This window comes from Paenibacillus phocaeensis, assembly GCF_900021165.1.
In the GTDB taxonomy this organism is placed as follows: domain Bacteria; phylum Bacillota; class Bacilli; order Paenibacillales; family Paenibacillaceae; genus Fontibacillus; species Fontibacillus phocaensis.
The window spans coordinates 97083-117877 of record NZ_FCOQ01000006.1 but is presented as its reverse complement, the minus strand read 5'-3'; the positions used below and the strand labels follow the sequence as shown (position 1 = coordinate 117877).

General features: G+C 55.8%; 22 protein-coding genes, 1 pseudogene and 1 riboswitch. Of the genes and pseudogenes, 17 read left to right on the top strand and 6 right to left on the bottom strand.

The genetic code is table 11. The features are described from left to right. Window positions 1–244: 244 nt before the first annotated feature. Both BN3795_RS01035 and BN3795_RS01030 read left to right on the top strand, forming a co-directional pair. On the top strand, window positions 245–865 hold the full coding sequence (locus tag BN3795_RS01035) for an HD-GYP domain-containing protein (RefSeq protein WP_110944922.1): 621 nt from the start codon (window positions 245–247) through the stop codon (window positions 863–865). A 31-nt stretch (window positions 866–896) separates the two neighbouring features. Beyond that, entirely contained in the window at window positions 897–1226 is a 330-nt protein-coding gene (locus tag BN3795_RS01030; protein ID WP_068782890.1) for a hypothetical protein, read from the top strand. Window positions 1227–1243: 17 nt separating this feature from the next. Here BN3795_RS01030 and BN3795_RS01025 read toward each other — a convergent pair whose 3' ends face one another. The 4 genes from BN3795_RS01025 to BN3795_RS01010 are packed head-to-tail and all read right to left on the bottom strand — an operon-like array spanning window position 1244 to window position 4231. Further along, a complete protein-coding gene (locus BN3795_RS01025) occupies window positions 1244–2059 on the bottom strand; it encodes an ABC transporter ATP-binding protein (protein WP_068782889.1) in 816 nt (271 codons plus the stop codon). A 37-nt stretch (window positions 2060–2096) separates the two neighbouring features. Continuing rightward, on the bottom strand, window positions 2097–2867 hold the full coding sequence (locus BN3795_RS01020; protein ID WP_068782888.1) for an ABC transporter permease: 771 nt from the start codon (window positions 2865–2867) through the stop codon (window positions 2097–2099). Further along, entirely contained in the window at window positions 2864–3157 is a 294-nt protein-coding gene (locus BN3795_RS01015) for an MTH1187 family thiamine-binding protein (protein ID WP_068782887.1), read from the bottom strand. Before BN3795_RS01015 ends, BN3795_RS01020 begins: the two co-directional genes overlap by 4 nt. Window positions 3158–3193: 36 nt before the next feature. Further along, window positions 3194–4231, bottom strand: coding sequence for an ABC transporter substrate-binding protein (locus BN3795_RS01010; protein ID WP_068782969.1), 1038 nt, complete (start codon window positions 4229–4231; stop codon window positions 3194–3196). 184 nt (window positions 4232–4415) lie between these two features. Then, window positions 4416–4528, bottom strand: a riboswitch (TPP riboswitch). 308 nt (window positions 4529–4836) lie between these two features. Between BN3795_RS01010 and BN3795_RS01005 the strand changes: the two genes are divergently transcribed. From BN3795_RS01005 to BN3795_RS00995, 3 genes are all read left to right on the top strand, one after another. Further along, window positions 4837–5037, top strand: a complete 201-nt coding sequence (locus tag BN3795_RS01005; RefSeq protein WP_009223993.1) for a cold-shock protein — start codon at window positions 4837–4839, stop codon at window positions 5035–5037. 171 nt (window positions 5038–5208) lie between these two features. Beyond that, a complete protein-coding gene (locus BN3795_RS01000; protein ID WP_068782886.1) occupies window positions 5209–5430 on the top strand; it encodes a cold-shock protein in 222 nt (73 codons plus the stop codon). A 181-nt stretch (window positions 5431–5611) separates the two neighbouring features. Further along, a complete protein-coding gene (locus BN3795_RS00995; RefSeq protein WP_068782885.1) occupies window positions 5612–7045 on the top strand; it encodes a sensor domain-containing diguanylate cyclase in 1434 nt (477 codons plus the stop codon). Window positions 7046–7073: 28 nt separating this feature from the next. Here the strand turns inward: BN3795_RS00995 and BN3795_RS00990 are convergent, their stop codons facing one another. Next, window positions 7074–7565, bottom strand: coding sequence for a CcdC family protein (locus tag BN3795_RS00990; protein WP_068782884.1), 492 nt, complete (start codon window positions 7563–7565; stop codon window positions 7074–7076). A gap of 115 nt (window positions 7566–7680) precedes the next feature. Between BN3795_RS00990 and BN3795_RS00985 the strand changes: the two genes are divergently transcribed. The 5 genes from BN3795_RS00985 to BN3795_RS00965 all read left to right on the top strand — a co-directional run bounded on the left by BN3795_RS00985 (window position 7681) and on the right by BN3795_RS00965 (window position 14695). Continuing rightward, entirely contained in the window at window positions 7681–9204 is a 1524-nt protein-coding gene (locus BN3795_RS00985) for a beta-propeller fold lactonase family protein (RefSeq protein ID WP_110944921.1), read from the top strand. A 522-nt stretch (window positions 9205–9726) separates the two neighbouring features. Then, complete coding sequence (locus tag BN3795_RS00980) at window positions 9727–10803, top strand: sulfate ABC transporter substrate-binding protein (RefSeq protein ID WP_068782883.1); 1077 nt, start codon at window positions 9727–9729, stop codon at window positions 10801–10803. Window positions 10804–10838: 35 nt separating this feature from the next. Further along, window positions 10839–11669: a sulfate ABC transporter permease subunit CysT gene (cysT, locus tag BN3795_RS00975; protein WP_068782882.1), complete on the top strand. Its 831-nt coding sequence runs from the start codon at window positions 10839–10841 to the stop codon at window positions 11667–11669. An 81-nt stretch (window positions 11670–11750) separates the two neighbouring features. Further along, complete coding sequence (cysW, locus tag BN3795_RS00970; protein WP_068782881.1) at window positions 11751–12611, top strand: sulfate ABC transporter permease subunit CysW; 861 nt, start codon at window positions 11751–11753, stop codon at window positions 12609–12611. A 1859-nt stretch (window positions 12612–14470) separates the two neighbouring features. Then, on the top strand, window positions 14471–14695 hold the full coding sequence (locus BN3795_RS00965) for a YezD family protein (RefSeq protein WP_068782880.1): 225 nt from the start codon (window positions 14471–14473) through the stop codon (window positions 14693–14695). Window positions 14696–14794: 99 nt separating this feature from the next. On the opposite strand, the gene BN3795_RS00960 is transcribed toward BN3795_RS00965, so the two are convergent. Then, window positions 14795–15730, bottom strand: a complete 936-nt coding sequence (locus BN3795_RS00960; RefSeq protein ID WP_198524607.1) for a hypothetical protein — start codon at window positions 15728–15730, stop codon at window positions 14795–14797. Window positions 15731–15869: 139 nt separating this feature from the next. On the opposite strand from BN3795_RS00960, the gene BN3795_RS00955 reads away from it, so the two are divergent. The 7 genes and pseudogenes from BN3795_RS00955 to BN3795_RS00920 all read left to right on the top strand — a co-directional run bounded on the left by BN3795_RS00955 (window position 15870) and on the right by BN3795_RS00920 (window position 20792). Next, a complete protein-coding gene (locus BN3795_RS00955) occupies window positions 15870–16343 on the top strand; it encodes a GNAT family N-acetyltransferase (RefSeq protein ID WP_068782878.1) in 474 nt (157 codons plus the stop codon). Window positions 16344–16393: 50 nt separating this feature from the next. Continuing rightward, on the top strand, window positions 16394–17200 hold the full coding sequence (locus BN3795_RS00950) for a sulfite exporter TauE/SafE family protein (RefSeq protein WP_408634992.1): 807 nt from the start codon (window positions 16394–16396) through the stop codon (window positions 17198–17200). Between the two features lies 1 nt (window position 17201). Beyond that, the gene (locus BN3795_RS00945) at window positions 17202–17579 is read left to right on the top strand and encodes a DUF1634 domain-containing protein (protein WP_110944920.1); all 378 of its coding nucleotides are present in this window, start codon (window positions 17202–17204) and stop codon (window positions 17577–17579) included. A gap of 451 nt (window positions 17580–18030) precedes the next feature. Further along, window positions 18031–18699, top strand: a complete 669-nt coding sequence (locus BN3795_RS00940; RefSeq protein ID WP_068782876.1) for an NAD(P)-dependent oxidoreductase — start codon at window positions 18031–18033, stop codon at window positions 18697–18699. A 275-nt stretch (window positions 18700–18974) separates the two neighbouring features. Continuing rightward, window positions 18975–19286 (top strand): annotated as a pseudogene (locus BN3795_RS00930) (ADP-dependent NAD(P)H-hydrate dehydratase); the annotation flags it as partial. Between the two features lie 184 nt (window positions 19287–19470). After that, window positions 19471–20013: an NADPH-dependent FMN reductase gene (gene ssuE / locus BN3795_RS00925; protein WP_068782873.1), complete on the top strand. Its 543-nt coding sequence runs from the start codon at window positions 19471–19473 to the stop codon at window positions 20011–20013. 176 nt (window positions 20014–20189) lie between these two features. Further along, on the top strand, window positions 20190–20792 hold the full coding sequence (locus tag BN3795_RS00920) for an AAA family ATPase (RefSeq protein WP_068782872.1): 603 nt from the start codon (window positions 20190–20192) through the stop codon (window positions 20790–20792). The last annotated feature ends 3 nt before the right edge of the window (window positions 20793–20795 follow it).

Genomic DNA, 20795 nt, shown 5'->3' with positions numbered 1-20795 from the left:
TAACAAGAGTTAATTACAAACCTTGCCATATTTTGACCATTTTTTACCTAGACATGTCGCATAATTGATATTGTACGACATGGTCTTGTTGATCATCCGTTTGCTCTGAATCATCATCGGGTAAAAGGCATAAAAATTTAACTCGATTCTAGCAGAAATTTCTTTTTTTCTTGCGAAAAAAAAAGAGGATCGGCTCCAGAACGGGAAAGGCAAATGAAGACACAGGTTTTAGGGGGCAGAACGGTTGACTGTTTTTAATGAGTTCATAGACGATCTGTATATGGAGAATAGCCCGGATGCAGTGAAATGGTTTAATCTGCTCGTGCGCAAACATCCAGAAACCTATCACCATAGTATTCGGGTGGCTATGCTGGCAGAGAAAATCGCGGAACCGCTCGAGATCAGCGGCTCGGAGAAGGACATGCTCGTCCGCGGATGCTTTATGCATGACATCGGCAAAACCATGATCCCCCGTGAGATCATTGAGCAGCGGGAGCCGCTGACGGAAACGCAGTGGAGGATTATTAAGCTGCACCCTGTCATCGGGGCGGAACTGGTTGAAGCGGATCCGGCGTTTGGCCCGGGGATTGCGGATATCGTCCGATGGCACCACGAACGTTGGGACGGGGCCGGATATCCGGATGGGCTGAAGGGGGAGCAAATTCCCTATAAAGCAAGGATTTGCGCGGTGGTTGACGCCTTCGATTCGATGACGTCGGACAGGCATTACCGGGAGCGGAAGCTGACAATGGCGGAGGCCAAGCTGGAACTGCAACGGCATCGGGAAACCCAGTTCGATCCGGAGATTGTGGATGCGTTAATGCAGCTATCCGATGAAATGTTGAATATTTATTCGATTATGTAATCATCATCGCAGAGATCAGGGGAGGGTGGACATGGATAAAGGCTCCTGGAACCATCTTGTATCTCCGGCAGAGTTGGAGCATGTGAACCAGGCGGGGAGGAAATTACTGTCCCTTCGCGTCACCTTACTTCCCGATTGTGAACAAAGGTTGATGCGCTTCCGGCTGATCGACGCCAAACTATGCGCCTATGAGCAAGTGCTGGCCCGAATCCCCGAACTCACAGATCCGGCGGAGTCGCAAGCATCCATAGAGTCCGTGACCTGGCTGCTCGCTGTCGCAGGGGAGAGCGAGCATCTGCGCAGATGGGTTCAACTGATGTTGGATGTGGATCAAGTGGACGTCGCCGAAATGAATATCTAATCGCAGGAGGAGTCGGTTTAGACTCCTCCTGCTGCCATTTTGCGCTGTTCTTCGGTCATCCGGGCGGCGATCTCCCGCTTCAATCGGACAAACTCGGGATCCTCCGTGATGGCTTCACGCCTCGGGCGGGGGAAGGGAACTTGGATGAGATGCAGCACGCTGGCCGGCCGATTCGAGAATAACACAATCGTGTCGGAGAGCAGCAGCGCTTCTTCGATGCTGTGCGTAATCATCAGGACGGAGCGCTTGTTTTCCTCCCAAATCTCCAGCAGCCAGCGCTGCATTTCGCTGCGCGTCAGCGCATCGAGGGCGCTGAACGGCTCATCGAGGCACATCACTTCCTGAGGGGCAAGCAGCCCCCGGAGGAAAGAAGCCCGCTGCTGCATGCCGCCGGATAACATGTGGGGGTAAGCCCGTTCGAACCCGCGGAGTCCCGCTTTTTCAAGCCAGTGGCGAAGATCCTCGCGCGAGCTCCGGCTATGGGTTCCGGCGATTTCCTGCGCCAGCATCACGTTGTCCTCAATCGTCCGCCAGGGGAACAGCGCAGGCTGCTGCGGCACGTAACTGATATGTCCGCGCTGCCCGGTGACCCGGTGTCCCTGAAGGAGCACCTCTCCTTGATCCGGATCGGTCAAACCGCCGATGACATGGAACAGCGTGCTCTTGCCGCAGCCGGACGGACCGATGATCGACACGAATTCCCCGGCCGGCACCTGCAGCGAGATCTCCTGCAGCACCGGCACTTCCCGGCGACGGTCGCGGAATGTTTTATGAACCTGTCGGACCTCGAGCGCGGGTACGGACGGCTCCTTTTCTATTGACTCCTCGCGCATGAACGAACCCTCCTTTTTCTTAAGCTGTCTTCGTGTCTTATCTCCGGTCGTTCACCGGTTTATAGCGGATTAACCATTTTTCCAATAAGGCGACGCCGGCGAACATGGCCAGGCTGATCGCCACGATGATGGCGATGGCGACGAAGATCTTGTCCGTGCGGAACGAAGCCTTCTGCAGCATCATATAGTAGCCGATCCCCTTGTCCGCGCCGATCCATTCGGCAATGACCGCCCCCATGACGCTGTAGGTTGCGGCGATTTTGACGCCGGACATGAGGGAAGGGATGGCGTAAGGCACCTCCAGCTTGCGGAAGATATCCGCTTTGGATGCGCCGATCATCCGCATATAATCCAGCATCGCCCGATCCGTACGGCTCAGTCCGTCCATGGCGGCCACCGCAACGGGGAAGAAGCAGACGAGCGTGATGACGATGATCTTCGGCAGGATTCCGAAGCCGAACCAGATCATCAGCAGCGGGGCCAGCGCGATGGTCGGCACGTTTTGGCTCAAGATGATCAGCGGATACAGCGACGCCTTGAGAAACGGGACGTAATGGAGCACAAACGCTACCAGCAGGCCCACAAACGTTCCGATGGCAAAGCCGATCAGCATGAGCTTAAGCGTTGCGAGCGTGTGCTCCCCTAAGCCGGCCGCACCGGCGGCCGCTTCGCGCCCGATATCAACCGGGCTGGGGAGGATCCATTTTTCGATGTGAAACCAGGCGGTAGCGCCCTGCCATATGAATAAAAAGAAGAGGACCGCCACAAGGGGCGGCCAAATGCTGTGCCAAAGACTGCGGAGATTCATGGCCGATATTTTTCGATCAGCTTATCCATGCTGACGCCTTTGGGATTGTACGAGATTTTAATTTGCGAGATTATGCCGGGGCTGCCGTATTCGATGACGGCCTCGTTCATTTGCTTCACAATGGCCAGCAGCTCATCCAGGTCCCCCTCCATGGTCGTCTCCAGGGGATTCACCTGATATTTAACGCCGGAAGCCTGAATGACTTCAATGGCCCGGTCAACATAGGGAATGACGTCTTCGCCGTTCGGTGTTTTCGGAATGATCTGAATGCTTAAAAGTGCGTTTGGCATCGGTTGTTCATCCTTTCAAAATCGGAATGTGGAAAGTTATTCGCTTGGCAAAAATTCATTGGTAAATGCGGCATCGACGTCCAGCGGTTTCTCCAGCAAGCCGCGTTCGTGCATCCAATCGGAGTAGTTCTGCCACACTTCTCGTTTCTGCTCGCCCCAACGCGCTGCGTCGTCTTGATATTTCGGGCTCAGCCACTTCTGGCTGGCGACGACCAGGTCCTTGTCCAGCTCCGGCACGGCCTTCAGGAGGATTTGTGCCGCCTCGTCCGGGTGATCGATCGAATATTGATAACCTTTGGATACGGCCCGCATGAACGCCTTCACCAGCTCCGGATCCTCCTTGATCGTCTTCTCGTTGGTCACGAGAACCGGAGTGTAGTAATCCAGCTGTTCGGAGAAATCCTTGACATACAGCATATCGAGCGGCTCGCCCCGCAGCTCGGCCTCGACCCCGGTCCAGGCATAGAAGATCCAGGCGAAATCGATGTCCCGCTTCACGGCTGTAAAATAATCGGCATCCCCGATATTGAGGAACTTCACTTTGTCGACATCGGCGCCCTGCAGGTCCATGATCGATTGAATCACCGCTTTTTCGACCGGGGAACCCCAACCGCCGTACGCTTTGCCCTCAAAATCCTTAGGCGACTTGATGTTCTTGGCTACAGGCGCAGCAAAGCCGGAGGTGTTATGCTGAATGACCGCGGCGATGGAGACGAGCGGTACGCCCTGAAGCCGGCTTTGCGTCACGTTCTCCTGGACGCTGACCCCAAACGGCACCTCACCAGAGGCCACCATGGCTTCGGCTCCTCCAGAACCGGGGAGGAGGATCTCCGCATCCAGCCCTTCTTCGGCGAAAAATCCCTGTTCCCGGGCGACGTACAGTCCGGTATGATTCGTGTTGGGACTCCAGTCGAGTACAATCTTGACCTTCTGCAGCTCCGGGCTTTCCGTTTGATTTGGGGCAGCCGCCTCGGTGTTCTGTCCGCCGTCGTTCCCGGCAGCCGCCTTGCCGGCGCTGTTCCCGTTCGTTCCGCCGCAGGCGGACAGCAACAGCAGCGTGCAGCCAAGGAACATTGTCAGTGCAGCACGTCGTTGAACTTTCACGACACATCCTCTCCTTCGTGGGTATGAATTTCCGCAGCTTGTTCTTGGTATAACCCTGGAAGTGCGTCCTTAAGCGTAATTCCAAACGTCCGGATACAAAAAAACGTCCCGGATCCGGGACGCGATAGGCAATGGAAATGAAAATAATACAGGTTCATATCCATGGTATGGCTCCCTACGCTGGCATTATCCAGATCAGGTTAAAGGGTCAGTATCTTTGAGGGATACACTCTCAGCCGGCCGATTCCAGCACCCCTGAACAGTATGACTGCAGATTACATCTGTCATTATAGTTTTCCTCACTCGGGTTTGTCCAGTCTTTCCCGGACGGGCTTGCAAAAACAGGGGATTTGCTTTTTATCTGGCAAAAGGCTATAATGAGTTCATCTCGTGTTTTTGGAAGAAGATATTCATTCATGTATTGAAAAGAGTGTCACTTTTTAAAAACTGGAACTTTTTTCAATATGTGAATTTTTTTTATACAAGTGGTGCATGTTCAATAAAGGTCAGCCTTTTTGAGCGACTTCTGTTAAAAAAATGAATCATGTTAATCTTTAAAACAGGAGGTATTCCCCATGGAAACCGGAACAGTAAAATGGTTCAACGCTGAGAAAGGTTTTGGCTTTATCGAAGTGGAAGGCGGAAATGACGTATTCGTTCATTTCAGCGCAATCACTGGCGAAGGCTTCAAAACCCTCGACGAAGGCCAGCGCGTACAATTCAACGTGGTTCAAGGCAACCGCGGCCCACAAGCCGAGAACGTTGTAAAACTGTAAGCCAGCCAGAAACTGCTCTTAATGCGTTCTTGCATTAAGGGCAGTTTTTCTACGCTAAGATCATTCATGCGGTTAACTTTCAGAAGCCTGCTTCTGATGGTACATATAGCACTCTAAACGAACCATATCGATGCATCCGGTTGAAATGCTCACCTTGAAGGAGGGGGAATTATGAACTACCGTAAAAAAACGTTAGAAGAAATTCCTGAGGAAAATACGCCGGTATGGACCTGCACGAGCGATGACTGCAACGGATGGATGCGGGACAATTTCACGTTTGATTACAGCCCCGTTTGTCCGCTGTGCTCGTCCGAGATGGTCCAGGGAATGCGCATGCTTCCCCAACTGAGCAATCCGAGCTCCGATCAAAAGTCGTCGGCCAAGAAGGCATAGGCGAGTCTGCCGCCGGATTTGGTGATGCAGCCAGCAACTACAGCCGTATTCGCATAATTGCGAATGCGGCTGTTTTTTTTCATTCAGAATATCCATAAAAGGATTGCATCTATATTAAAAATTTAATATGTTTGAGGTACTACACTGATGTGGACATCCAGAAGGGAGAACCCGCGCACCGATGCACGGAAATTATAAAGTAGCCTCTCATGTATTTGACATTCCCTCCAGCGGCAAGCAAAGGAAGCTGGCCGCCTTCCTCGGTTTTCTCATTGTTGCGGTATCGCTCGCGGCATTGCCGTTCGGGATGATAACGCTTCCCGCCAACGAATCTATCCTGTCCGCCTCGATCGGCTGGCTGATATTTGGCGATCTGCTGACGGCCTTTATCCTATACAGTCAATATCGAGCCTCCGGCCTTCCGGCACTGCTCGTGTTGTCCTGCACTTATTTATTCAGCGGGTTAATGACGGCCTTGCATATTCTGACGTTTCCCAACCGTTTAGGCGGATTAGGGGAGTTCATCGGGGCTGGCGGGCAGACCTCCACATGGCTTTGGGTGGTTTGGCACGGGGGATTTTCGCTTGGCATCCTGCTATACGCCTGGGTGAGCCGGAGGTGGTCCAAGCCGATAAGCTCGAAGGAGCAGATCTTCAACTTCGGATCGGCTGGCGTCACGCTGACGCTGTTGACCGCATTTGGCGTATTTGAGCTCACCACGTTAGGAGATCGATGGATCCCGGACATCATTGAGCAAGAGGATTACCGAAAATTGAATGCCTCGGGGATCGGACCGGTTTTGTGGATATTGAATCTTCTGGCCTTGGCGGTGGTGTGGAGAAGAGTGAAGGGCTGGTCTATGCTGCATTTATGGCTGGCGGTAGCCCTGCTTGCCTTCCTGATGGATGCGACGCTGACGTTGTTTGCCGGCATGCGGTTTACATTGGGGTGGTATGTAGCCAAGTTCAATTCTGTCGTCGCTTCCACCGTTGTGATTTGTGCGGTGGTGAATGAGGTGAACCGATTGTTTATCCGGTTGTCGGAGCAGCATCGGCAACTGACGGAATCAGGGCTGCAGCTCGAACATGCAAACGAGCAGCTGATTCGCCTGACCAATCTTGACGGGTTGACGGAAATCCCCAACCGCCGGCGTTTTGATGAGATTTTAGCCTGGGAAATGGTTGCCCCGGAGGAGCGGAATACGGCACTTTCCCTGCTTATCATAGATATCGATTGTTTTAAAGCCTATAATGATTATTATGGACACCAAGGCGGGGACTACGTCCTGAAGGAGATCGCCAGGACGATCTATACTTCGGCGAAGCAGGAGCAAGGTTTTGCGGCTAGATACGGCGGGGAGGAGTTCGTGGTTGTCCTGTCCGGGCTAAAGGCGCAGGAGACCTTGGCGTTTGCCGAACGGCTGCGACAAGCGGTCGCCGACCTGGCGATTGAGCATAAGCGCTCCGCCGCGGAGCCGTACGTGACAATTAGCGTTGGCGGGTACCGCCTCGCCCCGTTCGATCCGATGGAGGCGGAGGAGTTGATCCAACGAGCGGATCGTTGCCTCTACCAAGCCAAGGAAGAAGGGCGCAACCGTTCGATTGTCGAGGGATGATGCTTTGGCCTCAATGTGTACGATGGACTCAGGATGCAGCGGCATTTTCGGTCATCGCCCGGTATTGCTTGAACATAAACAAGCGCCAGCGAATAATCATGCCGTAAGCGAGCAGGAAGAACAGGGCTCCCGTTTGCATTACGGAGACAAATTGTTCCACGGCTTCATGCAGCAGGAGACGAACGACCACAAGGCCGATCAGGATCAGGATAAAACTGCGCGAACGTTCCGCATAAATGTCGCCGTTGATCTTCTCAAACTTGGTTGTCCGAATCAACGGATAGGAGAAGAGGAGCCAGCCGCAGGCGAAAGCGATCACGCCCCACAGGAGAGGAATATGCGTCTCCGGGACGATAAACATCATGAAGCCGGTCGTCATCCCAAGCGGCGGAATCACAATTTTCTTCACCGTGACGGGCTTGCGGCTGGCTTTCAAACGGATAAATAGAACAGCGACGGCCATGGCCATCGCACCGAAGGTAAAGGCGATTTGCAGATAAGAGGGATTCATCAGATTCATGGAAATTCCCTTTCTGTGTAGGTTGTAGGTGATAGTCAGCAACAGCGATTCGCGAGAACATTATATCATACTCGCCTGTCTTTGTTTCAAATCGGAAAGGGAAAGGGGTACGAAGATGAACAGCGAACTGACGGTCGCCGTCCATTGCTTGTTGTTTCTGGATTCCAGGGAGGATCGGATGGCCAACAGCGAACAAATCGCCTGCAGCGTGGCAACTCATCCGGCACGTGTACGTAAAGTGCTTAGCCTGCTTCGCCGTCAAGACCTCGTGACGACCAAGGAGGGGGCACATGGCGGTTATTTGCTGAAAACCGAGCTGTCGTCGGTCTCTCTCGGCGACTTGTACCGGATGTTCGCCCAAGGCTCCTTGCGTCCAAGCTGGTGTTCCGGCAGCGAGCATTCCGCCTGCACCATTTCCTCGAACATCCCTTCCGTGATGAACCAAATTTATGGCGGGGCAGAACGGCAGCTGGAGCTGTATTTTGACCGGCTGCCTTTGTCCGAAGTAAAGCGGATGCTGGATGAATTTGACCAAGGGAAGGAAGAACGTTCGATGAGTGAAGTTCACCAAGGGGTTTGGCGCTTCTATGTCGGTTCCTATGCCGAGAGCGGCGAACCGGGAATTTATCTCTGCGAGCTGCAGCGGGACACCGGGGAGTTACGAGTCATCCACACCACCTCGGGTCTGGTGAATCCGTCCTTTTTGACGATCGATGCCGAGGGGCTGCGGTTATATGCGGTAAGCGAACAAACCGAGGGGCGGGTCGCCGGATTTGCTCTGAATCCGAAGGACGGCAAGCTGGAGATGCTGAACGGTGAGCTGGCAACGCAGGGGGCGGATCCCTGCCATCTTGCTCTGCAGTTCGGGCCGGATCGGAGGTTGCTGGTTGCCAATTATTCCAGCGGGCAGGTCAATGTGTTTGCCCTTGAACCGGATGGTGCGCTGGGTGAAATGACCGCCTGTATCCGCCATGAGGGAAGCAGCGTGAATCCGGAGCGCCAGGAATCGGCTCACGCCCACAGCATCGTGCCAAGCCGGGACGGACGGTTCGCGTTCGTCTCCGATTTGGGAACCGACCAGATCGTGATTTATCGTCTGGAGTGCGGACGGCTCGTCAGGCACGGGGCGGTGGATCTGCCGCCGGGAGCGGGGCCGCGGCATTTCGTGATCCATCCGTCGGAACGGTTCGCCTACGGTATGAACGAGTTGAACAACACGATGACGGCGTACGCGTTCGACCCGGAAGAGGGGCGGCTTGAAGCGATCCAGCATGCCAGCTCGCTGCCGGAGGATTATCAGGGGGAGAATTACCCTGCCGATATCCATTTCTCACCGGACGGCCGGTACGTATACGGCTCTAACCGCGGGCATGACAGCATCGTCCGTTTCCGCCTCGATCCGCAGACCGGGCGTCTGGTTGATCCGGCATGGACGAGTGCGGGAGGGAGCTGGCCGCGTAATTTCGCCGTACTGGAAGACTACGTGCTGGTGGCGAATCAATACAGCGGCGATATCGCCGCCTTGCGCCGCGATCCTGAGAGCGGCCGCCTGATGCTGGCGGAGCACAGCTTAAAGATCGCCAAGCCGTCCTGCATCGAACCGCTTCCCGCGCACTTGACAGCGGGGATGTTGAAATAGTATTCACGTTTTTATTCAGTGACAGGAACCCAGCCGCCCAGAACAGCATATCTTTAGGAGTAGGGATAACGCGGGGCAGCCGGCAGATACCAAGTGAGAAGAAGCCTCCTATCAATTGAAGAAGGCGAAAGATTTGATCTTTACACCCGAAGGCCTGCATTATGCCGGCTTTCGGGTTTTTTTGATTAACGGAAGGAGGCATCGATCGCCCCACCCCTAGCCTGTATCGACTATAAGGGGAGCTTATAAATAATTTGCTGATTTTGCATAAAAAGGTTTGACATTTTTAGGCTGCCGCATATAAAATAACACCATAGCATACTAAACAGGTAGGAATAATTAAAAATGTTCTCACCGTACGGACGGAGGAACGCTCTACTTGCCTTGGCAGACACGGGTAGTGGCTCGGTTTGACCGTAGGGGGTGGGGCGTTTCTCCGTTTTCCTTTGTCGGATGTTGGTTGCGGTAGATGCCTGCCCTGCCCTAGTAAAGCGAGTAAAGTGAGTATGGGGAGTGATACGAGTGAACAGAAGGTTGAAGCAAGGGGTTCTGATGAGTCTGGCATGGATATTGGTTGGGGTCCTGGCGGCTTGCTCGGCGAACCAAAGCGGGGGCAACGAGGCGGCCAGCGCGGCAGCCGGAAACTCCGGCGGCGGGGAGAAGGCCAAAGCGGTGGAGTTGCTGAACGTATCCTACGACCCGACCCGGGAATTATACGAGAATTATAACAAGGCCTTTGCGGCTTATTGGGAGAAAGAAAAAGGACAAAAGGTCACCATTAAACAGTCGCATGGCGGATCGGGCAAGCAAAGCCGGGCGGTCATCGACGGTCTGAAGGCTGACGTGGTCACCTTGGCGCTGGGGTACGACATTGACGCCATTTCGGACAGCGGCTTGATCGGTGAGGGTTGGCAGCAAAAATTCGAGCATAACAGCTCGCCATATACGTCAACCATCGTATTTCTCGTTCGTAAAGGCAATCCCAAAGAGATCAAGGATTGGAACGATTTGATCAAGGACGGCGTCGAGGTGATCACGCCGAATCCGCAAACTTCCGGCGGGGCGCGGTGGAATTACCTGGCGGCATGGGGGTATGCGCTGCATCATAACAATAACGATGAAGCGAAAGCGCAGGAGTTCGTCCAAGAGCTGTTCAAGCATGTTCCCGTTCTCGACAGCGGGGCGCGCGGCGCAACCACAACGTTCGTAGAGCGTGGACTGGGCGACGTGCTGCTGGCTTGGGAGAACGAGGCCTGGTTATCCGTGCAGGAGCTGGGGCCGGATAAATTCGATATCGTCTATCCGTCGGAGAGCATTCTCGCCGAACCGCCGGTTGCCGTGGTCGACAAAAATGTCGATGCCAACGGCAAGCGCGAAGTCGCCGAAGCCTATTTGAAGTACCTGTATTCGGAAGAAGGTCAGAAGATCGCCGCGGAGAATTATTACCGTCCGACGCTGGACAGTGTCAAGACGCAATATGCCGACAAATTCCCGGAAATCAAGCTGTTTACGATCGAGGAATTCGGCGGCTGGGCCGAAGCCCAGGCGAAGCACTTTAATGACGGCGGCGTCTTCAGCCAAATTTATGTACCGCAATAATATGTACCGACCGTAACGAATCGGAGGCGAAAAATATGCACAGTGGCACCACAAAGCGCGGCGTTCTGCCCGGCTTCGGGCTGACGATGGGATTTAGCGTGCTGTATCTCAGCTTGGTCGTACTGATCCCGCTATCCGCCTTGCTGCTGAATTCTACAGGACTAACCTGGGAGAAGTTTTGGGATATCGCGACCGACCCGCGCGTGCTTGCCTCCTACAGGGTGAGCTTTGTAACCGCGGCGGTGGCCGGACTGATCGATGCTGTACTGGGGCTGCTCTTAGCCTGGGTGCTGGTCCGGTACGATTTTCCCGGTAAAAACGTGTTTGACGCCATGATCGACCTTCCTTTTGCCTTGCCTACGGCGGTGGCTGGCGTTTCGTTGACCGCGATCTATTCGGCGAACGGCTGGATCGGTTCCTTGTTCGAACCGCTCGGGATCCGCATCGCGTTTACGCCAGCCGGCATCACGCTTGCCTTGATGTTCATCGGCATCCCGTTCGTCGTGCGCACCGTACAGCCGGTGCTGCAGGACCTGGATGCCGAGGTGGAAGAGGCGGCGGCCACGCTCGGCGCGAGCCGCTTCCGCACCTTCCGCCAGGTGGTGCTGCCGGAGCTGCTGCCCCCGCTCTTGACGGGGTTTGCGCTCGCGTTCGCCCGCGGCATCGGGGAATATGGGTCCGTCGTCTTCATCTCCGGCAACATGCCGATGAAGACGGAGATCGCCCCGCTGCTCATTATGTCGAAGCTGGAGCAATTCGACTACGCCGGGGCGACGGCGGTCGCGCTGATGCTGCTGCTGATCTCGTTCGTGTTGTTGCTGCTCATCAATACGCTGCAACGCCGATTTCGCAAGACCACGCGGTAAGCGGGAAGATGAGGTGACGATTTACCGCGAGCGGTCGGGAAAGGCAAGCTTGGGGAATGCAATCGATAGGGAGGGGAGATTATGGCCGGTTCTGTGCCATTAGCGGCGAGCAGGCCAACGGCTCCGCGTAAGCATGCGGGGCAGGGGTCCGGGGCTGTGAAATGGGTGTTGATCACGGCGGCCGCGCTGGTCTTGCTGTGGCTGATCGTGTTGCCGCTTGCCGTCGTACTGACGGAAGCGCTCAAGAAAGGATGGGGCGTGTACGTCGCGGCGATCCGGGATCCCGATGCGTTGTCCGCCTTGCGGCTGACGCTGCTCGTCGCTTTGATTACCGTACCGCTCAATACGATCTTCGGGGTGGCCGCCGCTTGGGCCGTCACCAAGTTCAAGTTCCGCGGCAAGCAGGTGCTGGTCACTTTGATCGACCTGCCCTTTGCCGTATCGCCGGTGATTGGCGGTCTGATCTACGTGCTGGTCTACGGCTCGCACGGCTGGTTCGGACCGTGGCTGGATGAACATCACATCTCGATTATCTTCGCTTTGCCAGGCATTATCCTGGCGACGTTATTTGTAACCTTCCCGTTTGTTGCCCGCGAGCTCATCCCGCTGATGGAAGATCAAGGGCAGCAGGAGGAAGAGGCCGCCGTAACGCTGGGAGCTCGCGGCTTCCGCATCTTCTGGAAGGTTACGCTCCCGAATATCAAATGGGGTCTATTGTACGGAATTGTGCTTTGCAACGCACGAGCGATGGGGGAATTCGGCGCGGTCTCCGTCGTTTCGGGCCATATCCGGGGAGAAACAAACACGTTGCCGCTGCACGTGGAGATTCTGTATAACGAATACCAATTTTCCGCGTCGTTTGCCGTGGCTTCCCTCTTGCTGCTGCTGGCGCTCGTAACCCTGCTTCTCAAGGGCTGGTTTACGCGCCAAAGCCGTCATTAGGGGAATGATCCCAAGCTCCGCTCCGCCACCGAGTTGCTTAATGGGGTTAAACAACTCGGCGTTGGGGAATAGAATGCGGAAGTGCCGGGGCCCGGGGGCGTGCATCAGGTGCTGCCGGGCGGTGTGTAGGGTGTAGTTGAATTGTGTAGTAGTAGTGTGGTTCGTTGTGCGAGGTGTGGAGGGGGTGAAGCGCCGCGCGTCCTGCCGCATGCGGTGGTGGGAACGGGGATGGGGCTGTGAATGGTGAAGGTGAAGGATGAGCGGTGGAAGTGAACGGTGAACAGTGAATGGTGGACTGGGAGCTGGAAGGTGAAAGTGAATGGTGAGCAGTGAGCAGTGAATAGTGGAAGGTTCCAGTGCACGGTGGACAGTGAACAGTGAGCAGTGAACAGTGGACAGTGAACAGTGGAAGGTCCCAGTGAACGGTGAACTAAACAGTAAACGGTGAACAGCCAAAGGTGAACTATGAACGGGTGCAGCGAAAGTGAACTGTGAGTGGTGGACGGGGAGCTGGAAGGTGAACAGTAAACGCCGAACCAACAGTAGAGCTGGACTGCGTATGGGGTGGCCAACTTCTAACGGAACGTAGCGCCGCTATTCGCTCATTTCCCAACTATTTCCCGCTGTAACGGAACTCAGAGACCTTATTTGACTCATATCGCGGAAAATTAGCTGCATCTATCCCCAATAAGGTCTCCTGGTTCCGTTAGAACTCAGACTATTCGCGAAGAGGACCATTAACGGCTCTGGGTTCCGTTAAAATGCGGGTGGAGTCACATTAGTGGGCGTGGGGGAGTTAGCTGAGTCGCGTATTGAAGAAAAGTAGGGAGTAATGAAAAGTGAGTGTGAGTAGCTGGCAACTTGTGTCTGTGTTTGGTGATGGAAACGGTGGGCTGGGAGTTGGAAGGTGAACGGCGAACGCCGAACGCCGAACTAACAGTAGAGCTGGACTGCGTATGGGGTGGCCAACTTCTAACGGAACGTAGCGCCGCTATTCGCTCATTTCCCGACTATTTCCTGCTGTAACGGAACTCAGATGCTTTATTTGACTCATATCGCGGAAAATTAGCTGCAACTATCCCCAATAAGGTCTCCTGGTTCCGTTAGAACTCAGACTATTCGCGAAGAGGACCATTAACGGCTCTGGGTTCCGTTAAAATGCGGGTGGAGTCACATTAGTAGGCGTGGGGGAGTTAGTTGAGTCGCGTATTGAAGAAAAGTAGGGAGTAATGAAAAGTGAGTGTGAGTAGCTGGCAACTTGTGTCTGTGTTTGGTGATGGAAACGGTGGACTGGGAGTTGGAAGGGAACGGCGAACGCCGAACTGGGAATTGGAAGGTGAACGGCAAACGGCGAACGCCGAACTAACAGTAGAGCTGGACTGCGTATGGGGTGGCCAACTTCTAACGGAACGTAGCGCCGCTATTGGCTCATTTCCCGACTATTTCCCGCTGTAACGGAACTCAGAAACCTTATTTGACTCATATCGCGGAAAATTAGCTGCATCTATCCCCAATAAGGTCTCCTGGTTCCGTTAGAACTCAGACTATTCGCGAAGAGGACCATTAACGGCTCTGGGTTCCGTTAAAATGCGGGAAGTTAGTTGGAGAGCAGCGGAGTTAACGCGGAGTGAGCAGCAATAAGGTGCAGCGTAGTTAGTAGTTAGTAGTTAGTAAGTAGTAGTTAGGAGTAGTTAGGAGTAGTTAGTAGTTAGTAGTTTGGAGTGTAACCGGTTGAGTGAAGTTTGGCGACGAGAAGGTACGAAGGTTGGATGAAGCTAGAGACAGAGCAGCGGAGCGTAGCCGGAGGTTACGTGAGCAGCGGAAGGCTCGGGTGAATTTATAAGGGGAGGGGTAGGGGGATGGCGAAACCATTGAAAGTCGATGAAATCTGGCTGGAGCGGATCGCGGAACTGTTGGGCGGCATGGAATTCGGTTCGCTGAACATCGTTGTCCATGAAGGCCAAATTGTACAAATGGAACGCACGGAACGCAAACGTTACGAGTTGAATCCGGGCAGCGCCTCCAGGGCTTCCGGCGCTTCCCGTCAAACAGCCAAACCTTTGCGCGAATCCGGACAGCGGTAACCCAAGAAACGATGCCCTGCATAACGAGGACAACCCCGATTCCGAGCGGGTCAGGCAGTAATGCCTGAACCACCTCAAGGAATCGGGGTTGTTTTTCGCTTATTGCGGCGTTTCGCCTTCCCCTGGTCGGCCTGGCGTTGTTACGGCTTCAGGAGCGGCGGCTTCCGCAGCCTCCGTTGCCAACGGCAGCGGATCATGGCCAACGTAAGGGCGCGCCTTCCGAGGTTTGCGGCGGTTCAAGCGAAATCCGGCGAGAAGCAGAAGCAACTGCGCCCCCAAGATATAAGGGGCCAGCCAACTGCCGGCTGCCAGATGGCCCGCGGCCAACACCGCGATCAGGAAGGCCAGGAGCCGGGCGGGGATCGCGTTAACATGCTGGTTCCGCCCGCTCAGGATGGCCAGGTAAAGGAAGAGTAGAGCCAACCAGCACGAGGCCAATTGCATCCAGTCGGCTGCCAGCGCCCAGACGAGTCCGGTGTCCGCCTGACCGGGGAAGCTTTCTCCCAGCAGGCGCCACAATCGGAGCAACGACAAGAAGAAGGCGAAAGCGAACAATACCGGCAATCCGGGCCGAAAAACGCGCCAAATCCAGCTTCCCCATCCGGGTCGCTCCGTCCGGCGCAGCAGCTTGTCCCGCTCGGCGATCAGCGCTTCCCCCTCCCGCTCAATGGTTCTCAGCAACAGGGGCAAGCGGGAGCAATCGCCATCCTCGGCGAAAGCCGCGATTTGGGCCAGCAAATTTTCACTGCTATAAGGCGCGGCTCGACAAGCCAACAGCTTACCCCTCAGGAGGTCCAGCTCCGGGGAAGTCTGTGATGGCAGATCCAAGGCGGACATTAACGAACCGGCAGCGGCGGCATAACGATCCAAGGTGGAGTTGATGTAATCGAGATGGCGTTGCTCGTCCCGAACCATTTTGCCGCGTGCCGCACCGTAGAGTGCGAGGAACGCAGACAACGCCAGGAAGGCGGCTAGCACGGAATGCTCAGGTGTCTGCAGCCAGGTTATCCATTCCGACAGTGACACGGCGATCACCCTTTCCATATTCCTCCTTTCACTATTGCATACGTGCCGTTCGGATTCAAGCTTGGTTCAAGAGATTCGGAAATGTGGTATACTTGGAGACTGATGAAAACTTGTGAAAAATCAACGGCCAGCGGAGGGAACAACCTGAATGAACAACATCAATGAACAACCCCCCGGCGCGGGGGTGAAACTCATTCGCGAAGCGCCCGAGGTTAACGATTATCTAAAGCTTCGCGCGCTGGCCGGAATGAGTCCGCGCAGCGCCGAAGGAGCAGCGGTCGGCCTGGCTCACTCTTTATTCGCGGTCTCTTTGTATGATGAGAAGGGACTGGCGGGAATGGGGAGAATCGTCGGGGATGGCGGCTGCTTCATGCAGGTTGTCGACATCGCGGTGCGTCCGGAACTTCAGGGGAGGGGACTCGGCACAACGATCATGGGCGAGATCATGGGATATCTGGAGCGGCACACGCCGCCGTTCACCTATGTCAGCTTGATCGCGGATGTGCCGGCGGATAAGCTGTATCGGCGTTTTGGCTTCGAGTATACCGCTCCCGGCGGCCTCGGAATGGTTTGGAGCAAGCATGAACATGGGGTGACCGTAGCGGGTCAAGCATGTGAGTAAAAGGCAAAGGAGATGCCAGCGGATTGACTTCCACAGTGATTGAAATTTTTATGATCGCCATCTTAGCGGGGATCGTGGGCTCGGTTCTCGGATTAGGCGGAGGAATTATCGTTACACCGGCGCTGACCTTATTGTTTGGCGTTGATATTAACCATGCGATTGGGGCGAGCATTATCTCTGTCATCGCCACGTCGAGCGGCTCGGCGGTGGCATATATTCGCGACCGGATCACCAATTTGCGGGTCGGCATGTTTCTGGAGATCGCCACGACCGTCGGGGCGATTACCGGCGCGTTTATCGGGGCACTGATCGCCCCGCGGTTTTTGTATATTATTTTCGCGTTGCTGCTGCTGTACTCAGCGTATGCCATGATCAAAAAGGGCAAGCAGGAAATTCCGGAGAACGTTCCGCTGCACCCGATGGCCCAAAAGCTCGGATTGCAAGGCGAGTATTACGACAAGGCGCTCGGCAAGACCGTTGCTTATAACGTGGACCGTGTGTACGAGGGCTTCGGGGTGATGTATGGCGCGGGGGTGATTTCCGGGCTGCTGGGCATCGGCAGCGGGAGCTTCAAGGTTATGGCCATGGATGTGTTTATGAAAATGCCGCTCAAGGTGTCGTCCGCCACCAGCAATTTCATGATGGGGGTTACGGCAGCGGCCAGTGCGGGCATCTATTTGCTTCGCGGGGACATTATTCCGATCATTTCGGCCCCCGTTGCGCTGGGGGTATTGATCGGAGCGACCGCAGGGTCGCGCTTGATGCAGCGGATGAAGAGCAAGACGATCCGCAAGCTTTTTATCCCGGTGATGATATATGTCGCGTTTCAAATGATCTACCAAGGATGGAGGGGTTGAGATGGACGACCATAACAATGGAGTGCAGGCCCGCACCTTCGAAATTGAGACGGCTATCAGCAAAATGCTGCGAGTGGGCGTCCTGCTTGCTGCGGTCGTCATTATAGTCGGACTTGTCCAGTACTTGGTCACCGGGGACAGCGGGTATCCGGGGGACACGTATCCAACCAGCTTCGGCGCCATCATGTCCGGCTTATTGGCCTTCAAGGCGGCGGCGGTGATTCAGACCGGCCTGTTGCTGCTTATTCTGACGCCGGTATTCCGCGTTTTCGTCTCGCTGTTTCTGTTTTGGGCGGAGCGGGATTACCGGTATGTGCTGATTACCGCGGTTGTGTTTGTGATCTTGATCCTGAGCTTTGCGTTAGGGAAAGCAGGATAACGGTGTGTGTTGCGCATGTGCGCTTGTACGCTTGTACGGGGGGATTCGGAACGATGAAAGAGCCGCCAAGCCATCGCCGAATTGTTGCAAAAAAGGCAACATCTCCATACCTCCCGAGCTCGTTTAGGTGAAAGTGCTGCAAAAGGTGCAACATTTCCGCGCACATCCGACCAATTTAGGCCGAAAATGTTGCAACAATGACAACATAATAGATCCATCTCAGCAAAGACCGGTGAAAATGTTGAACAAATGTCAACAAAGGAGTCACCGGCGGGCGATATAGGGTTTCTCTGGCTGCGTGGCAGCGTGGCAGCGGGGAAGCCCTGTTTTCATTTGGACTTGCCGAGGCGGGACGATTATAATGAAAACAGCAAACTTGGGAATGCTATCCAACTGCGAAGAGACAACCCGCATGCATAGAGCGAACTGCGAGGAAAGGGCGAGACGATAGATGAAAATCGTATTATTTGGCGCGACGGGCACCATTGGACAAAGAATTGCGGAGGAAGCGCTGCGGCGCGGACATGAAGTGACGGCAGTGGTCAGAGATCAGGCGCGAGCTGTCGAGATGGGGTTGCCCGATCTCGTCCCGGCGGGTACCCCAAAGGCCGGGCATCTCGTCCTGAAGGAAGGGGATATCCTGATCCCCGATGCAATCGCCCAGCTGGTCCAGGGACAGGACCTCGTGATCAGCGCGTACGGGCCGCGCTTCGGGGAAGAGGACGAGCTGCAGGAAGCGACGCGTTCGCTGATCGAAGGCGTCAAGCGCGGCGGGGTTCGGCGGCTGATCGCCGTCGGCGGAGCGGGCGGCCTTGAGGCTTCCCCGGGCGTCCGGCTGATGGATACGCCGGAGTTCCCGGAGGAAGTGCGGCCGCTCGCCCGAGCTCATGAAGAGGCGCTGAGCATCTACCGGGCGTCGGACCTGGAGTGGACGGTGCTGAGTCCGCCGGCGCTCATCGAGCCGGGGAAACGCACGGGCGTGTTCCGTCTTGGCCTGGATCGTCTCGTCGTTGATGAGCGGGACAACAGCCGGATTACCGCAGAGGATTACGCGGCAGCCCTGATTGATGAGGCGGAGGACCCGTATTATCTCGGTGCCCGGTTCACCGTAGGGTATTAGGCAAGAACAGGGGGAGGAGACCCAATGAAATTTGTGACGTCGGAGCAAATGCGCGCCATTGACCGCCACGCCATCGAGCAGATCGGGATCCCGACGGTCGCCTTGATGGAGAACGCCGGTCGGGCGATTGCCGAGGAGGTGCTGGCCTTGTGCCGGCTGCGGCGGGAAGGCCGGCTGCCGGAGTACCCCGAGGAGAGAATTCGCGAGCGTCATGCCGCGGCAATTGGCAGGGGGCGGGACTCGGACCCGGACTCGGACTCGGAGGAGAAGGAGAAAGAGAANGCCTGGCGCGGCGCTTCGCGATGCAGCACGGCGTGACGCTCGTGCTGAAGGGCGCGCGCACCGTGGTGGCGGCCCCGGACGGCCGCGTGTTCGTCAACGTCACCGGGCACCCCGGCATGGCGACCGGGGGCTCCGGGGACGTGTTGACCGGCCTGATCGCCGGGCTGCTGGCTCAGAGCCTGGACGCCGTGCAAGCGGCGGCGTTCGGCGTCTATCTGCACGGCCGGGCCGGCGAACGCGCGGCCGCCGCCCGCACGGGCAATCCGGCATCGCTGCTCGCCGGGGATCTCATTGAAGCGTTGTAACCATCGAGGCGTTGTATCTCGCCTCAGGCGAAGCCAGCCTTGTTGTCAATCGGGGCCCCGACGTTGACGCCCCGTCCGCATTGACTTTTCATGCAAATCTTGATAGCATCGTTTTAAAATTTAGGGAATTCGTCAGGGATGCGAGGGAAGGCGAACGTCCGAATGAGACAAGGGGAGACTCCATATGAAAGTTACGGTAATTAACGGCAATCCGACGCTGGGATCCCGGCTGGGGGCGGTGATCGCGCTGACCGAGGAGCTGCTGCGCGGCGAAGGCTTCGAAGTCAGCCATTTGAACGTGGGGGAGCTGCCGCCGGAGGATTTGATCCATACGAAATTCGAAAGCGAAGCGATTGTGAAAGCGAACGCGCTGGTGGCCGGAGCGGACGCGGTGATTGTGGCCAGCCCGGTCTATCAAGCGTCGTATACCGGCGTGTTGAAGACGTTCCTGGATCTGGTGCCGCAAAAAGGTCTGGCCGGGAAAGTGGTCCTGCCGCTCTTTATCGGGGGCAGTCTCGCGCACCTGCTGACGATCGAGTACGCGTTGAAGCCGGTCCTGTCCGTGCTGGGCGCCCGTTATATTTTGGGCGGCGTGTATGCGGTGGACACCCAGGTGGCCCGTACCGAAGCCGGCGGGTTTGATATCGCCGAGGAGCTGCGCAGCCGGCTTGAGGACAACGTCAAGGAGCTTGTTCGGGAGACGCGGCTGCGGCAGCAGCAATCCTGAAGCCAGCGCGGCGGCGCGTGGAACAGGGGCTTCAATCGCCGGTTTCCGGGAACTCCCGGGCCGGTTTTTCTTTTGTCTCAAGATCAGGCAGGACAACGGCGCAAACCGGCGAAAAATGGTACAATAGGACAATATACATAACGGCTTGCAATGCCGAAGGAGGATACGAAGACATCATGCAGAAATTGGTCTTTTTCGTAGGAGTCGCCGGAACGGGGAAAACGACGGTGGCCCGCAAGCTGGCAGGACGGATGCCTGCCGCTTTTTTGGACCGCGATACGGTTGGGGGACGCTTTGTGGAGAAAATTCTGGAGATGAACGGTCTGGACGTGAACGACCGCGACTCCGATTTTTACAAGCAGCACCTGCGCGACCTTGAATACGATACGACGCGGGACATCTGCATCGAAAATTTGGCGGCCGGCCAAAACGTATTTATGATTTCCCCGTTTACCGCGGAGCTGAAGAGCAAAGACTGGATGGAGACGCTCCTTCAAGAAGCCAGGTTGTCCAAAAGAGAAGTGGACGTTAAGGTCGTCGTCGTCACGCTGAAGGACATGGAGACCCAAAAGGAACGCATCATCGACCGGTGCACCGACCGCGATACGTGGAAGCTGGAGCATTGGGACGACTTCAAGCACCGCGTGCAGTTCGTGCCGGAGGTGAACTGGGATATCCCGGCTTCCTCGATCCTCGAATTCGATAACAGCGGCGAGCTGACGGAGGAGAAGGTGGAGGAAGTTTACCGCTTTGTCCTGGGGGGAGAAGGACAAGCTTAATCC

Coding starts and splice junctions, on each gene's coding strand:
- cysT (WP_068782882.1), top strand. CDS start 10,839: ATGCACAGTGGCACCACAAAGCGCGGCGTTCTGCCCGGCTTCGGGCTG.
- BN3795_RS00995 (WP_068782885.1), top strand. CDS start 5,612: ATGCACGGAAATTATAAAGTAGCCTCTCATGTATTTGACATTCCCTCC.
- BN3795_RS01020 (WP_068782888.1), bottom strand. CDS start 2,867: ATGAATCTCCGCAGTCTTTGGCACAGCATTTGGCCGCCCCTTGTGGCG.
- BN3795_RS01005 (WP_009223993.1), top strand. CDS start 4,837: ATGGAAACCGGAACAGTAAAATGGTTCAACGCTGAGAAAGGTTTTGGC.
- BN3795_RS00990 (WP_068782884.1), bottom strand. CDS start 7,565: ATGAATCTGATGAATCCCTCTTATCTGCAAATCGCCTTTACCTTCGGT.
- BN3795_RS00965 (WP_068782880.1), top strand. CDS start 14,471: ATGGCGAAACCATTGAAAGTCGATGAAATCTGGCTGGAGCGGATCGCG.
- BN3795_RS00920 (WP_068782872.1), top strand. CDS start 20,190: ATGCAGAAATTGGTCTTTTTCGTAGGAGTCGCCGGAACGGGGAAAACG.
- BN3795_RS00955 (WP_068782878.1), top strand. CDS start 15,870: ATGAACAACATCAATGAACAACCCCCCGGCGCGGGGGTGAAACTCATT.
- ssuE (WP_068782873.1), top strand. CDS start 19,471: ATGAAAGTTACGGTAATTAACGGCAATCCGACGCTGGGATCCCGGCTG.
- BN3795_RS01025 (WP_068782889.1), bottom strand. CDS start 2,059: ATGCGCGAGGAGTCAATAGAAAAGGAGCCGTCCGTACCCGCGCTCGAG.
- BN3795_RS01010 (WP_068782969.1), bottom strand. CDS start 4,231: ATGTTCCTTGGCTGCACGCTGCTGTTGCTGTCCGCCTGCGGCGGAACG.
- BN3795_RS01030 (WP_068782890.1), top strand. CDS start 897: ATGGATAAAGGCTCCTGGAACCATCTTGTATCTCCGGCAGAGTTGGAG.
- BN3795_RS00940 (WP_068782876.1), top strand. CDS start 18,031: ATGAAAATCGTATTATTTGGCGCGACGGGCACCATTGGACAAAGAATT.
- BN3795_RS00950 (WP_408634992.1), top strand. CDS start 16,394: ATGATCGCCATCTTAGCGGGGATCGTGGGCTCGGTTCTCGGATTAGGC.
- BN3795_RS01015 (WP_068782887.1), bottom strand. CDS start 3,157: ATGCCAAACGCACTTTTAAGCATTCAGATCATTCCGAAAACACCGAAC.
- cysW (WP_068782881.1), top strand. CDS start 11,751: ATGGCCGGTTCTGTGCCATTAGCGGCGAGCAGGCCAACGGCTCCGCGT.
- BN3795_RS00985 (WP_110944921.1), top strand. CDS start 7,681: ATGAACAGCGAACTGACGGTCGCCGTCCATTGCTTGTTGTTTCTGGAT.
- BN3795_RS00945 (WP_110944920.1), top strand. CDS start 17,202: ATGGACGACCATAACAATGGAGTGCAGGCCCGCACCTTCGAAATTGAG.
- BN3795_RS01000 (WP_068782886.1), top strand. CDS start 5,209: ATGAACTACCGTAAAAAAACGTTAGAAGAAATTCCTGAGGAAAATACG.